The sequence below is a fragment of the Bradyrhizobium sp. th-b2 genome (assembly GCF_000426785.1).
GTDB classification, from domain to species: domain Bacteria; phylum Pseudomonadota; class Alphaproteobacteria; order Rhizobiales; family Xanthobacteraceae; genus Bradyrhizobium; species Bradyrhizobium septentrionale.
The window spans coordinates 135,050-148,956 of record NZ_AUGA01000002.1 but is presented as its reverse complement, the minus strand read 5'-3'; the positions used below and the strand labels follow the sequence as shown (position 1 = coordinate 148,956).

Sequence of the window (13,907 nt, the reverse complement as noted above, 5' to 3'; positions counted from 1 at the left end):
GAAGAAAACGCATCAAAACTAGAGTCAACCGAGGGGCAGGATGAACTACGTTTGGGATTTCGCGATCCTTGGCAAGTACAGCCATCTGTTCTGGCTCGGGCTCGGCTGGACCATGGCCTATACGATCGGCACGATCATCCTGGGGACATTGATCGGCCTGATCGTCGGCATGCTGCGGCTGCGGCGGATTCCCGTGATCGACTGGCTGCTGATCGCCTATATCGAATTGTTTCGCTGCACGCCGCTGCTGGTGCAGATCATCTGGTTCTACTACGCGTTTCCGGTCGTGATTGGCGTCAACATCCCGGCGCATGTCGCGGCCGTCAGCGTGCTGTCGCTCTATGGCGGCGCATTCTATGCCGAGATCGTGCGCGGCTCGATCGAGAGCGTGCCGGCCGGACAGTGGGACGCCGCGAAGGCGCTCGGCTTCCGCGGCTGGCGCTTGATGCGGCTCGTGATCCTGCCGCAGGCGCTGAAGCCGATGATGGCGCCTTACGTCAACCAGTCGGTGACGCAGCTGAAGAACACCTCGCTGGTCTCGATCATCGCGGTGCCCGACCTCGTCTACAACGCGACCCTGATCAACGCCGACACCTACCGGCCGCTCGAGGTCTACACCATCGTGGCGCTGATCTATTTTGCGATCCTGTTCCCGTCGACGCTGGTGGCGCGGCGGCTGGAGCGCGGGCTGACGTACGACAAGGTGTGAGTAGCATCTTAGTTGCTGCGGCATCGGCGGTTCACCTCTCCCGCTTGCGGGGGAGGTCGCTGTGCATCGAAGATGCACTGCGGGTGGGGGCTCTCTCCAAGGAAAGAGCGCCGCTTGTGGCGATACCCCCACCCCGACCCTCCCCGGCAAGCGGGAGAGGGAGCGCAGTGCCGATGTTGGCGCAGCCTTACCTCAAATACTCAACTCCACCGGCACGTCCTCCGGCTTGACGCCGGCGAGGCCGAGGCCCTTGACGAACCATTCGCGCATCTGGCCGATGCCGCGGTTATAGTCGACCCACACCGACAGGAAGTCGCGCCAGCGCTTGTCGCCCTCGCGGCGCACCGCCATGCCGCTCGCGATCGTCACCGAGGGCGAGGCCAGGATCTTGTAGCTGCCGAGATTGGGGTTCTTGGCGATCGCGGTCAGGCCGAGCACCAGCGCGTTGACTACGCAATCGACGCGGCCCGACGACATTTCCAGCATCACCTCGTCGCGCGACTTCAGCGATTTGATGGTGGCGTTCGGCGCAAAGCGCCGCGCCACCGCCTCGTTGGCCGAGCCGACGTCGACCGCGATCCTGACCTCCGGCTTGTTGATGTCGGCCCAGGTCTTGGCCTCCAGCCCCTTCTTCAGCATCGCGCCGAACGGATGCGGGAACACCAGATTGGTGAAATCGACCACCAGTGCCCGCTGCGGCGTCGGGTTGAGCGCGAAGCCGAGATCGATCTTGTTGGCCTGCAGATCGAGAATTGAATTGCCATAGGTCGATTCGACATACTCCAGCTTGACGTCGAGCAGCTTTGCCAGGTCGTTGGCCATCTCGATCGAGAAGCCGGACCAGGTGCCGGAGGCGAGATCCTTGTTGAAATAGGGCAGCTCGCCCGGCAGTACGGCGATCCGCAGCACCTTGTTGGCGCGGATACGGTCCAGCGTGTTGTCGGCAGGTGTCTGCGCCGCGGCCGGGGTTGCCAACGCGGCGACCAGCGCGGCGCCACTGCCGATCCCGAGCGCATAGCGCAGCGCGTCACGGCGATCTTCGGAAATTGTGATGTCGTCGGATTGAGTCAAGCGGGCCTCCCTGCACCAGATCGGGGAAGCCTAGCGTCGGGATTTGGCCACAGCAATAGTGCGGGCCTGCGCCAATAGTAGGCGAGGCGAGGGCGCGGTTGCCTATGTTCTGAACTTCACCTCTCCCGCTTGTGGGGGAGGTCGAATAAGGCCTCGAACCGCGCCCTTTGGGCTTAGCAACGATAGGTCATGTTCGCCCCTGTGACCGAAGAAAAGAAAACGGCGGGGAAGCTTAGTTCGGCGACCCAATCGAGCACTTGGTTGTCGGTCTGGGTTTCGGGGCTTGAAAGGTGTGGAAACTGAAAAAGGACCGTCCCGTGAATATCCAAAAGAACGAGACGATCGATGACCCAAACATCACCGTCGTCAGTTGAGAAAAATTTCGCCAACAATTCTGCTGTTCCGTCAGAACGAAGCCTGAGCGTTGGGCCGTTGTTCAGGGTGCCGTTCAAGAAGCCGGACAGCTTGCAATCGCCATAACGGATAGGCGCGCTCCAACTGAGGTCAAGGGTTTGGACAGCATGTGTCGCAACACCCTTATGAGTTTCCGGCTGGTCGGTCGATGAACTCTTGCTTTCGCGATGTTCCTTCAACATTGCCTACGCCTCCTTTTAGCCCGCGAATTGCGGACAACCTCTGGTTTAAGGTGGGCGTGCAAGAAGACCAGTGAGCTGCCTCACAATCTACGATCGCGATTTAGTGATCTTCCCCGGGGGGCGGGCGCGCATGTGGTTAGATCAATACCGTCCCGGCACATACATCTCCGGCGGGATCGGGCCGCGGTGATAGTCGGGGTTGCGCACCCGCGGCGGCAGCACGACCGGCTGGTGTACGACCTGCTGATACGGGATCTGGTCGAGCAGATGCGAGATGCAGTTGAGCCGGGCGCGCTTCTTGTCGACGGCGTCGACGATCCACCACGGCGAGTCCTGCAGATGGGTGCGCTCCAGCATCGTCTCCTTGGCCTTGGTGTAGAGCTCCCAGCGGGTCCGCGCCTCGACGTCCATCGGGCTCAGCTTCCACTGCTTCAGCGGGTCATGGATACGCATCGAGAAGCGGAACGCCTGTTCCTCGTCGGTGATTGAGAACCAGTATTTCAACAGGATGGTGCCGGAGCGGATCAGCATGCGCTCGAATTCCGGCACCGAATTGAAGAATTCCTCATACTGCTCGTCGGTGCAGAACCCCATCACCTTCTCGACGCCGGCGCGGTTGTACCAGCTGCGGTCGAACAGCACCATTTCGCCGCCGGCCGGCAGATGCGACACGTAGCGCTGAAAATACCATTGCGTACGTTCGCGCTCGTTCGGCGCCGGCAGCGCGGCGACACGGCAAATGCGCGGGTTGAGCCGCTGGGTGATGCGCTTGATGACGCCGCCCTTGCCGGCGGAATCGCGACCCTCGAACAGCACCACGACCTTCTTCTTCTCGTGCTGCACCCAGTCCTGCAGCTTCACCAGCTCGCCCTGCAGCCGCAGCAATTCGCGGAAATAGATCTTGCGGTCGATCGACGGATGTCCAGCGGCCCCGTCATGGTCGAGCCCGTTGAGCCTGTCGTCGTCGAGCTCAAGCTCGAGTTCCTCATCGAGGCTGTCGGCCATCTCCTGGTGGATGCGGGCGCGCAAGGCTTCGTCGTGCAAGGCCTCGTCACGCAAGGCTTCATCTCGGGAGGCTTCGTCGGTGAGGTGGGGGGCGGTCATGCAGGTCCGTCTTTCAGTGTGTTAGATGGATCGACGGAAGCATTGACGGGCGATGTTACCCCTCTATGACAATGGCATGACCGCTGTTTCACGCAGGCGGCGGGACTGTGCTAACAAGCGCCGACAACAATGGGAGACGCCGATGATTTCGCTCACGCCAAAAGACGTCCTGCCGGAGGACGCGACCGCCGGCACGCTGGTCGGACGGGTCTGGCTGCCGCAGGCCGGCGGCCCGGCCGTAGTCGCGGTGCGGACGGACGGCGTGTTCGATGTCACGGCACGGTTCCCGACGGTGAGTGCGCTGTGCGAGGAGAGCGATCCCGCCGCGGCGCTGCGCGCGACCAAAGGCGAGCGGCTCGGCGATTTCGACGCGATCCTCGCCAACACGCCGCCGGATCGCCGCGACGGCGCAAAACCGCATCTGCTCGCGCCGATCGATCTGCAGGTGCTGAAGGCCGCCGGCGTCACTTTCGCGATCTCGATGCTGGAGCGCGTGATCGAGGAGCGGGCGCGCGGCAATCCGTCCTCGGCGGAAGCGATCCGCACCGAGGTGGTGCGGCTGGTCGGCGACGATCTCTCCAAGCTGAAGCCCGGCTCCGAGCAGGCGATGAAGCTGAAGCAGGTGCTGATCGACCAGAACGCCTGGAGCCAGTATCTGGAGGTCGGCATCGGCCCGGACGCGGAAGTGTTCACCAAGGCGCCGACGCTGTCCTCGGTCGGCACCGGCATGGATGCCGGGCTGCATCCGAAGTCGACCTGGAACAATCCGGAGCCGGAGGTCGTGCTGATCGTGTCCGGCGCCGGCAAGATCGTCGGCGCCGCGCTCGGCAACGACGTCAATCTGCGCGATTTCGAAGGCCGCTCGGCGCTGCTATTGTCGAAGGCCAAGGACAACAACGCGTCCTGCGCGATCGGCCCGCTGCTCAGGTTGTTCGACCAGACCTTCTCGCTCGACGACGTCAGGAAGATGGATGTCGGCCTGACCGTGAAGGGCGCGGACGGTTTCGTGCTCGAAGGCCATTCCTCGATCTCAAAGATCAGCCGCGACCCGACCGATCTGGTCGCCCAGACCATCGGCCCCGTGCACCAATATCCCGACGGCTTTGCGCTGTTCCTCGGCACGATGTTCGCGCCGGTCAAGGACCGCGACGCCAAGGGTGAGGGCTTCACCCACAAGCGCGACGACATCGTCACCATTGCCGCGCCCCAGCTCGGCAAGCTCGTCAACCGCATGCGCGGCAGCGACGAATGCGAGCCCTGGACCTTCGGCGTCGGTGCGCTGATGAAGAATTTGGCACAGCGCAAGGTGCTGTAGGGCGCGGGCAGAGCGTAGGGTGGGTTAGCCGACCACGTCCGCCGTAGCTCAACGAGCGAAGGCGGAAGGCGTAACCCACCATCTTCGCCGCGAGCGGCACGGTGGGTTGCGTCTCCGGAGACGCGCAGCGCAAGCGCACTCAGCCCGAACATGTTCAGAAACCTGCGCGGCAGGTCGATCGTGTGCTGCAACTTGAGCGCGCTGCGCGCAGCGAAATTTGGATTGCCACTTTTTCCCGATTTGTGTGATCTGCTTCACGCTCGCCGGCGCATGATCCGTGTCAGCATATCGGCTCGGACGCGAACAGAAGGAGTCGCGGACATGCGCGAATGGTCAAAGGGACTGCCCGATTGGCTTGCAACGGATATGCTGGTGATTGCCGTCGCATTGGCCATCATCGTGACCGGCGTGTGGATCGCGCCGTAGCTGGGCTGTTGCGCCGTGTCGGTCTCGGCGCTGGCGTGCCCCGGTCACGGACAGACTTCCTCGTTGAAGCCGCCGGACTGCTGCTCAAGATGGCAGCCTTTCCTCACCGGGCGACAAGGGACGCCGTTCTTGCAAAAGATCTGGCCCGAGGGCTGGTCCTTCGCCTGCTGCTTGCGCTGTGCGACAGGCTTCTTGTTGTCTGGTGGATCTCCGGCATTTTGTGCGGTTGCCGCCGCGGTTGAGGCGAGGGCGACGACAATCATTGCGGCCATTGACGAGGCTTTCGCGGCGGTTTCCTCCAGGTGTCCGGGAGACCAATGCGGGGGGATCGCTCGCGACCATATCGCAAATCCCGTGAAGGCGCCCGGTGGACAACGGCTCCGGGCTGCTTCCGGGGTTGCACCTCGACCTCTCACAACAACTGCTGCGGCGTATGGGTCCCGGCCTTCGCCGGGACGACGGTGTACATTTTGGCGCGACCGATGGCACCATTCAGATGCAAGCGACACTCACACCGGCAGCGCGGTCGAGTACTTCACCTGGCTCAGCGCAAAGCTCGACTCGATCGAGGCGATGCCGTCGAGCCGGGTCAGCTTGTTCTTCAAAAATGCTTCATAGGAGGAGAGGTCGGCGGCGACGACGCGCAGCAGATAGTCGCGGTTGCCGGTCATCAGGTAGCACTCGAGCACCTCGTCCCATTTCGAGATCGCGCGGGCGAAGCGGTTGAGATCTTCCTCCTTCTGCCGCGCCAGCTTGATTGAGATGAAGACCGAGACATGCAGCCCGATCGATTTCTGATCGACGGTTGCGATGTAGCGAGAGATCACGCCGCGTTGCTCGAGCAGCTTGACCCGGCGGTGGCAGGGCGACACCGACAGCCCGACCTTGTCGGCCAATTCCTGCATGGTCATGCGGCTGTCGGTCTGGAGCAGACTCAGGATCTTGCGGTCGATGGCGTCGAGGGCAGGCATTGAGATGAACTCGTTGGTTGCGGCCGGATCGTGGGAATTTATCCCAATTTTTTCTGTGTTGTCGCGTGGAATTGAGATTTTCGCCGGTCCCCGCGGCAGTAATATCGGAGATATCGCCCGGAGCATCGCCAGGAACATCGTCATGGGAATCGCGCCTGAACGCCTCGATATGCTCACAGCCCTGGCCCGCAAGGTGCTGTGGCTGTCGTCATGGACCATCCACCACGCCAACCATGTCAGGCAAAATAGCGACGGGTTGAAGGTCGGCGGTCACCAGGCGTCGTCGGCTTCGCTCGCCAACATCATGTCGGCGCTGTATTTCTCGGTGCTGCGGCCGCAGGACCGCGTCGCGGTGAAGCCGCATGCGAGCCCGGTGTTCCACGCGATCCAGTATCTGTTCGGCCACCAGACCCGCGACAAGCTGGAGAATTTCCGCGGCTACAAGGGCGCGCAGTCCTATCCGTCGCGCACCAAGGACGTCGACGACGTCGATTTCTCCACCGGCTCGGTCGGCCTCGGCGTGGCGCAGACTTTGTTCGCCTCGCTGGTGCAGGATTACGTCAAGGCGCATGGCTGGATGAAGGACCGGCCTGAGGGCCGCATGATCGCGCTGGTCGGCGACGCCGAGATGGACGAGGGCAATATCTTCGAGGCGCTGCTGGAAGGCTGGAAGCACGGCCTGCGCAACACCTGGTGGGTGGTCGACTATAACCGCCAGTCGCTCGATGCCGTGGTGCGCGAAGGGTTGTGGGCCAAGTTCGAAACCATGTTCCGCAATTTCGGCTGGGACGTGGTGATCGTGAAGTACGGCAGACTGATGCTCGAGGCGTTCGCCGAACCGGGCGGCGAGGCGTTGCGGCGCTGGATCGACAATTGCCCGAACCAGATGTACGCGGCGCTCTGCTTCCAGGGTGGTGCTGCGTTCCGCAAGCATCTGCACGACGATATCGGCGACCAGGGCGAGGTGACGGCCCTGATCGATCGCCGCAGCGACGACCAGTTGCTGGCGCTGATGTCGAACCTCGGCGGCCACGACATGGCGAGCATGATCGAGGCCTTCGAGGCTGTCGATCACGACCGCCCGGTCTGCTTCATCGCCTACACCATCAAGGGCGTCGGCCTGCCGATGCAGGGCCACAAGGACAACCACGCCGGCTTGATGACGGTGGCGCAGATGGAGAGGTGGCGCGCCGCGCAGAACATCCGCACCGGCCATGAGTGGGACAAGTTCGAGGGCCTGTCGCAGGAGCCGACGAAGCTCGAGGCTTTCCTGTCGGAAGCGCCGTTCAACCGCGAGGGGCGCCGCCGGCTGTCGGCACCTGAAATCGACTTGCCGGAGCGGCTGGCGTTCAAGGCCTCGGCGCAGATGTCGACGCAGCAGGGCTTTGGCCTCGTGCTTCACGAACTGGCCCGCGGCGACAGCGAGCTGGCCTCGCGCATCGTCACCGCGTCGCCCGACGTCACGGTGTCGACCAATCTCGGCGGCTGGGTCAACCGCCGCGGCCTGTTCGCGAAGGCGGAGAACCACGACCTGTTCCGGCAGGAGAAGATCCCATCCGCCTTCACCTGGGAATATTCGCCGAAGGGACAACATCTCGAGCTCGGCATCGCCGAGATGAATTTGTTCATCATGCTCTCGGCGCTTGGGTTGTCGCACCAGATCAATGGCGCGCGGCTATTGCCGGTCGGCACGCTGTACGATCCCTTCATCGAGCGCGGCCTCGATGCGTTGAACTATGCTTGCTACCAGGACGCCCGCTTCATGGTGGCGGCGACGCCGTCGGGCATCTCGCTGGCGCCGGAAGGCGGCGCGCATCAGTCGATCAAGACGCCGCTGATCGGTCTAGGGCAGGACGGACTCGCCTCGTTCGATCCGGCCTTTGTCGATGAACTTGCCGTGATCATGGGCTGGGGCTTCGGCCACATGCAGCGCGAGGGCGCCGAGGGCGGTTCGGTTTACTTGCGACTCTCGACGCGAACGCTGGAGCAGCCGCAACGGATCATGACGCCGGACCTGCAGCGCGACATCACCGACGGCGCCTACTGGATGCGCAAGCCGGGTCCGAACTGCGACATCGTCATTGCCTATACCGGCACCGTCGCGCCGGAGGCTATCGAGGCGGTCGGCCTGATCGGCGAGAGCCACCGCGACGTCGGTCTCCTGGCGGTAACCTCGGCCGACCGGCTCTATGGCGGATGGTCCGCCGCACGGAATTTGCGGCGCGACCGCCGCGGCGTGCAGCATTTGAGTCACATCGAGCGGATGCTGGCGCCGCTCGGCCGCGACTGCGGCATTGTGACCGCGATCGACGGCCATCCGGCCTCGCTCGGCTGGCTCGGCAGCGTGCGCGGCCACCGCCTCGAGGCGTTGGGTGTCGAGCAGTTCGGCCAGACCGGCACGATCGGCGACCTCTATCGCCACTACGGCATCGACGCCAACGCCATCATCGACGCGGCGGAAAGCCTCTCCGTCGGTGCGCCGGTGCGGCATCGCAAAATGGCGGTGTGAGGCGTTGCTGGCTCCCCATCGTCGTCCCGGCCTAGTGCGCAATTGCGCACGGGGAGCCGGGACCCATAACCACGAATGGGCGTTGTGAACGCGACTCGTTGCCCCAGCCTTCCACCGCATCAACATCGGTGGTTATGGGCCCCGGCTTTCGCCGGGGCGACGGTTGAAGCCTTGCCAGCCGCTTGCCTCGGACCTTATATCTCGCGGGCGCGCACGAGCCGCGTCCCGCATATGGCGGGTTCAATTCGCCGGGCTTTCGTGCAAGGATGCCTGCCGAACGCTTTCGTTCCCCATTCCATACGCCCCGTACAAGAGGTTTCCGATGGTCAATCGCATGCAATTCTACATCGACGGCGCCTGGGTCGATCCGGTCGTCAAAGGCAAGTCCACCCCTGTCGTCAATCCGGCGACCGAAGAAGCGATGTATGAGATTGCGCTCGGCTCCAAGGCCGATGTCGACAAGGCAGTCGCCGCCGCCAAGCGCGCGTTCGAGACGTTTTCCCAGACCAGCCGCGAAGAGCGCGTCGCGCTGCTCACCAAGGTCATCGAGGTCTACAAGGGCCGCATGAAGGAGATCGGCGCCGCCGTCTCCGACGAGATGGGCGCGCCGCTGCCGATGGCGGAGAAGCTGCAGGCCGGCGCCGGCCTCGGCCATCTCATGAACACCCTCGAAGTGCTCAAGAAGTACGAGTTCGAGGAGACCATGGGCACCGCCGTGATCGTGCGCGAGCCGGTCGGCGTGATCGGCATGATCACCCCCTGGAACTGGCCGCTCAACCAGATCGCCTGCAAGGTCGCGCCTGCGCTCGCCGCCGGCTGCACCATGATCCTCAAGCCGTCGGAGTTCACCCCGACTTCGGCGCTGATCTTCGCGGAAATCCTCCATGAAGCCGGCGTGCCGAAGGGCGTGTTCAACCTCCTCAACGGCCTCGGCCCGGAGGTTGGTGCTGCGATGAGCGAGCACCCGGACATCGACATGATCTCGTTCACCGGCTCGACCCGCGCCGGCGTCGACGTCGCCAAGCGTGCAGCACCGACCGTGAAGCGCGTCAGCCAGGAGCTCGGCGGCAAGTCGCCGAACGTGATCCTCGAGGGCGCCGACCTAGCCAAGGCGGTGACCGGCGGCGTGATGCACATGTTCAACAACTCGGGCCAGTCCTGCAACGCACCGTCGCGCATGATCGTGCCGCTCTCCAAGATGAAGGAAGTGGCCGCGATCGCGAAGGGCGTCGCCGACAAGACCAAGGCCGGCGATCCGCGTGCCGACGGCACCACGATCGGTCCGGTCGTGAACCGCGGCCAGTGGGACAAGATCCAGGCGCTGATCCAGAAGGGCATCGACGAGGGCGCAACGCTCGTCGCCGGCGGCCCGGGCCTGCCTGAGGGCGTCAACAAAGGCTTCTATGTCCGTCCGACCATCTTCGCCGACGTCACCAACGACATGACGATCGCCCGCGAGGAGATCTTCGGACCGGTGCTGACCATCCTCGGCGCCAAGGACGAAGCCGAGGCAGTGAAGATCGCCAACGACACGCCCTATGGTCTCGCCGGTTACGTCTCGGCCGACTCCGTGGAAACCGCGCGCCGCGTCGGCCGCCAGATCCGCGCCGGCAACGTCAACCTGCAGGGCGTGCCGAACGAGCGCTCTGCGCCGTTCGGTGGCTACAAGCAGTCCGGCAACGGCCGCGAGTGGGGCCGCTACGGTCTGGAAGAATATCTCGAGGCCAAGGCCGTCGCCGGCTACAACGCCGCGTAAGCCGATCCACGAGTGACACGATTTCTGGCGCCGGGGCGGATCACCGCTCCGGCGTCAGACGTTTTGGAAGGTAGAAGTTTTTATCGTCGTCCCGGCGAAGGACGGGACCCATTACCACAGGCCTTCGTTTTGCGAAGATTGCGGCCCCACCTGCCAATCCAAGATCCATCGGTGGTTATGGGTCCCGGCTCCGTTCGCAATCGCGCACTCGGCCGGGACGACGAAGGAGACTTAACCGCCGAGCGCGCCTTGGGTGTTGACGTAGAGCGCATAGATCGACTGGCTCGCCGCCATGAACAGGCGGTTGCGCTTGACGCCGCCGAAGCAGAGGTTGGCGCAGCGTTCCGGCAGCGCGATGCGGCCGATCATGACGCCGTCGGGCGCGAACACCACGACGCCGTCGAGCTCGGGATCACCCATGCCCCAGCCGCACCACAGATTGCCGTCGATGTCGCAGCGCATGCCGTCGGGCGTGCCGGGGCCGGCATCGATGAAGACGCGCTTGTTGGAAATCGTCGTGCCGTCGGCGGAGACGTCATAGGCTAGGATCTTGCGGTTCGGCTCGCCGCGGGATTCCACGACGTAGAGGATCTTCTCGTCCGGCGAGAAGCACAGCCCGTTCGGGCCGAGCACTCCCTCGGCGACGATGCTGGCCTTGCCGGTCGCGGGATCGAGCCGGTAGACGTTGGGCGCGATCTCGGGATCGGCCTTGTAGCCCTCGTAATTGCCGAGCAGGCCGAAGATCGGATCGGTAAACCAGATCGCACCGTCGGATTTCACCACGACGTCGTTCGGCGAGTTCAGCCGGTTGCCGCCGAAGGAGTCGATCAGCACCGTAATCGATCCGTCATATTCGGTGCGCACCACGCGGCGGCCGCCATGCTCGCAGGTGATGAGACGGCCCTGGCGGTCGCGGGTGTTGCCGTTGGCGAAGTTCGACGGCTTGCGGAAGATGCTGACCGCGCCGGTCTCTTCCTCCCATTTGAGGATGCGCTGGTTCGGGATGTCGCTGCACAACAGATAGCGGCCGTCGCCGAACCACACCGGGCCTTCGGCCCAGCGCAGGCCGGTGGCGATGCGCTCAATGGCGGAGAGTTTCAGCCAGTATTTCTCGAAGCGCGGATCGAGCGCATGGATCGCGGGATCGGGATAGTAGGTCGCAGGACGCCAGCCGGCGGAATGGACATCGGACATTTGCTGTTCTCGTTGTTGTGTTTCGATGGTGTTTCCTTGAGCGCATGGTTTGCTATCATTGTCGGCCTGCGACCGCAATTCGGTCCAATGAATCACTTGGGCGAACAGGAAAGACGAGGGACGGAATGCCACGCATATTGATGACCGGCGCATCCGGTGGAATCGGCAGGAGCCTGCGCAAGCTGCTGCCGCCGATCTATCCGGATCTGCTGTTGAGCGACATCAAGCCGCCGGCCGATCTCGGCAACAACGAAACATTCAAGGCGGCCGATCTCGCCGACCTCGCGCAGGTCGAGGCGATCTGCGAGGACGTCGACGGCATCCTGCATTTCGGCGGCTATTCGGTCGAAGGCCCCTGGGATGCGATCCTGCAGTCCAACATCATCGGCTGCTACAATCTGTTCGAAGCGGCGCGCAAGAAGGGGGTCAAGCGCGTGATTTTCGCCTCGTCCAATCACGCCGTCGGCTTCTACCCGCGCCATCACCGCATCGGCACCGAGGTCACCGCGCGGCCGGACAGCCGTTACGGGGTGAGCAAGGTGTTCGGCGAAGGCGTCGGTGCGCTTTATGCCGACAAGCACGGCATAAAGGTGACCTGCATCCGGATAGGCAATTTCGGCGAGGTGCCGCTAGATCACCGCAGGCTCTCGATCTGGCTCAAGCCGGAAGATCTGGTACAGCTCTGCCGCATCGGGCTCGAGCATCCCGACATCCATTTCGAGGTGCTGTACGGCGCGTCCTACAATGAGCGCTCCTGGTGGGACAATCACCGCGCCTACGATCTCGGCTATCGCCCGAGCGGTCGTGGCGAAGATTTCCGCGAGCACGCGATGGCCGAGCAGGCCAAGCTGCCGCCGGATCCCGTCGGCGACTATTACCAGGGCGGCGCGTTCTGCAGCATGGAGTTCGACGGCGACAGGGGCAGGGTGATCGACTGGAAGAAGTGATCAGTCCTCGCATTGCGGCAGCTGCTTCACCGCTTCGGTGTGCTCCCGCTGGCTCTCCTTCGAGCCCTGCCCGGATATCTTGGGCAGGCTCCCGGGCCCGTCGAAAGTCTCGGCGAAGTGGGTGAGGGGGAAGTTGAGGCTGATGGTCTGCCCGGTCAGGCTCTTGGCCTCGACGGCGATGGTTTGCGCATGCTTCAGCCGTTCGATCATCTCGCCGTCGGCTTCGAGCGCGCCACCGCAGCCGAGCGTGTAGCAATGCGGCCTGGCGATCTGGATCGGCTCGTCCTGATCGATCCGCAGGCTGATCGTGCCCTCCAGCATGGTCCGCGTTCCGACATTGGCGCTGACGATCGCGCGCTTGCTGGTCTGCGGCGAAACGCTGATGCTGCCACCCGACGGCGAACATTGGCCGCGGGCGGCGGCGCCGACGAAGCAGCTTGCCTGGGTCAGGCAGGTCTTGGTCCAGGGCTCGTAGCTGAGCTGCGTCGCGCGCGGGTCGGCCGCTTCACCGACAGTGCCAAGCGCAAGCAGCGCGGCGAACGATCCAATCAACAAAGCCACATAGCGCATCGCCGTCTCCTTCACGAGGAGGCCGCGTATCTTGCTATTGCGGCTTTTTGTCGTTTGAGATGCGGACGAGATAATCCGCCTTGCTGTATTGCATGTGATCGACGCAGAGCTGCGCCAGCGCCCAGCTGTCGCGGCCTTTCAGCAGCTCGATCATCAACTCGTGCTGGCGGCGCGACAATGCGAGCCCCTCGCTGTCGGCGAGATTCTTCGCGCGCATCGGCAACGTCAGGTTCATGTAGTCCTGCAGCGAGCGGACCAGATAGGGATTGCCGCAGGCGGAGAACAGCGCGAGGTGGAACGCATCGTTGGTTTCATGAATCCCGCGCATGTCCTGCGCGTCGGCCTTGATGCAGTAGTGCCGTTGCAGCTCGCTCAATTGGTCGATCAGGCTTTCCGGCGCGGGCAGCGCGATCATCAGCGCGGCCTGGCGCGTCAGCATCTCGCGCACCTGGTAGATCTGCCGCACTTCTTCGGCCGAATAGAATCGCACCGTGGCGCCGACATTCTTCTCGCGCAGCACGATGCCCTGGCGCTCGAGCTGGAACAGCGCCTGGCGGACGAAATGCCGGCTCGCGCCGTAGCGCTGCATCAGCGTATCCTCTACCAGCCGCAGGCCGGGGGCGAAACGGCCGAAGATGATGTCCTCCTCCAGCCGGCGGATCACCTCCGCCTGCTCCTCCTCGCGCGAGGGGGTCTGGATATCGGGCAATGTGGGCTCGGCTGTCATGCGCTCTGGGCT

The 13,907-nt window shown here is 63.7% G+C and carries 13 protein-coding genes; 5 read left to right on the top strand and 8 right to left on the bottom strand.

Features of this window, described 5'->3' with window-relative positions:
* Window positions 1–40: 40 nt before the first annotated feature.
* The gene (locus K359_RS0103650) at window positions 41–709 is read left to right on the top strand and encodes an amino acid ABC transporter permease (protein ID WP_029078136.1); all 669 of its coding nucleotides are present in this window, start codon (window positions 41–43) and stop codon (window positions 707–709) included.
* A gap of 192 nt (window positions 710–901) precedes the next feature.
* Here K359_RS0103650 and K359_RS0103645 read toward each other — a convergent pair whose 3' ends face one another.
* The 3 genes from K359_RS0103645 to ppk2 all read right to left on the bottom strand — a co-directional run bounded on the left by K359_RS0103645 (window position 902) and on the right by ppk2 (window position 3,381).
* Window positions 902–1,780, bottom strand: a complete 879-nt coding sequence (locus tag K359_RS0103645) for a transporter substrate-binding domain-containing protein (RefSeq protein WP_029078135.1) — start codon at window positions 1,778–1,780, stop codon at window positions 902–904.
* A 173-nt stretch (window positions 1,781–1,953) separates the two neighbouring features.
* The gene (locus K359_RS0103640; RefSeq protein WP_029078134.1) at window positions 1,954–2,376 is read right to left on the bottom strand and encodes a DUF6294 family protein; all 423 of its coding nucleotides are present in this window, start codon (window positions 2,374–2,376) and stop codon (window positions 1,954–1,956) included.
* 141 nt (window positions 2,377–2,517) lie between these two features.
* The gene (gene ppk2 / locus K359_RS0103635; protein WP_051345996.1) at window positions 2,518–3,381 is read right to left on the bottom strand and encodes a polyphosphate kinase 2; all 864 of its coding nucleotides are present in this window, start codon (window positions 3,379–3,381) and stop codon (window positions 2,518–2,520) included.
* Between the two features lie 241 nt (window positions 3,382–3,622).
* Here ppk2 and K359_RS0103630 point away from each other — a divergent pair, with 241 nt between their 5' ends.
* Complete coding sequence (locus tag K359_RS0103630) at window positions 3,623–4,795, top strand: fumarylacetoacetate hydrolase family protein (protein WP_029078132.1); 1,173 nt, start codon at window positions 3,623–3,625, stop codon at window positions 4,793–4,795.
* Between the two features lie 470 nt (window positions 4,796–5,265).
* Here the strand turns inward: K359_RS0103630 and K359_RS0103620 are convergent, their stop codons facing one another.
* Window positions 5,266–5,493 carry a hypothetical protein gene (locus K359_RS0103620; RefSeq protein ID WP_156928339.1) on the bottom strand — a complete coding sequence of 76 codons (228 nt, stop codon included), beginning with the start codon at window positions 5,491–5,493 and terminating at the stop codon, window positions 5,266–5,268.
* A 237-nt stretch (window positions 5,494–5,730) separates the two neighbouring features.
* Window positions 5,731–6,192: an Lrp/AsnC family transcriptional regulator gene (locus K359_RS0103615; RefSeq protein ID WP_029078130.1), complete on the bottom strand. Its 462-nt coding sequence runs from the start codon at window positions 6,190–6,192 to the stop codon at window positions 5,731–5,733.
* Window positions 6,193–6,334: 142 nt separating this feature from the next.
* Here K359_RS0103615 and K359_RS0103610 point away from each other — a divergent pair, with 142 nt between their 5' ends.
* Together K359_RS0103610 and K359_RS0103605 are read left to right on the top strand one after the other, a co-directional pair.
* Entirely contained in the window at window positions 6,335–8,701 is a 2,367-nt protein-coding gene (locus K359_RS0103610; protein WP_029078129.1) for a transketolase, read from the top strand.
* Between the two features lie 322 nt (window positions 8,702–9,023).
* Window positions 9,024–10,457, top strand: a complete 1,434-nt coding sequence (locus K359_RS0103605; RefSeq protein ID WP_029078128.1) for an aldehyde dehydrogenase family protein — start codon at window positions 9,024–9,026, stop codon at window positions 10,455–10,457.
* Between the two features lie 231 nt (window positions 10,458–10,688).
* Here the strand turns inward: K359_RS0103605 and K359_RS0103600 are convergent, their stop codons facing one another.
* The gene (locus tag K359_RS0103600) at window positions 10,689–11,651 is read right to left on the bottom strand and encodes an SMP-30/gluconolactonase/LRE family protein (RefSeq protein WP_029078127.1); all 963 of its coding nucleotides are present in this window, start codon (window positions 11,649–11,651) and stop codon (window positions 10,689–10,691) included.
* 125 nt (window positions 11,652–11,776) lie between these two features.
* On the opposite strand from K359_RS0103600, the gene K359_RS0103595 reads away from it, so the two are divergent.
* Window positions 11,777–12,598: an NAD(P)-dependent oxidoreductase gene (locus K359_RS0103595; protein ID WP_029078126.1), complete on the top strand. Its 822-nt coding sequence runs from the start codon at window positions 11,777–11,779 to the stop codon at window positions 12,596–12,598.
* On the opposite strand, the gene K359_RS0103590 is transcribed toward K359_RS0103595, so the two are convergent.
* Window positions 12,599–13,168, bottom strand: coding sequence for an invasion associated locus B family protein (locus K359_RS0103590; protein ID WP_156928338.1), 570 nt, complete (start codon window positions 13,166–13,168; stop codon window positions 12,599–12,601).
* A 34-nt stretch (window positions 13,169–13,202) separates the two neighbouring features.
* Entirely contained in the window at window positions 13,203–13,895 is a 693-nt protein-coding gene (locus K359_RS0103585) for a GntR family transcriptional regulator (protein ID WP_035975986.1), read from the bottom strand.
* Between the last annotated feature and the right edge of the window lie 12 nt (window positions 13,896–13,907).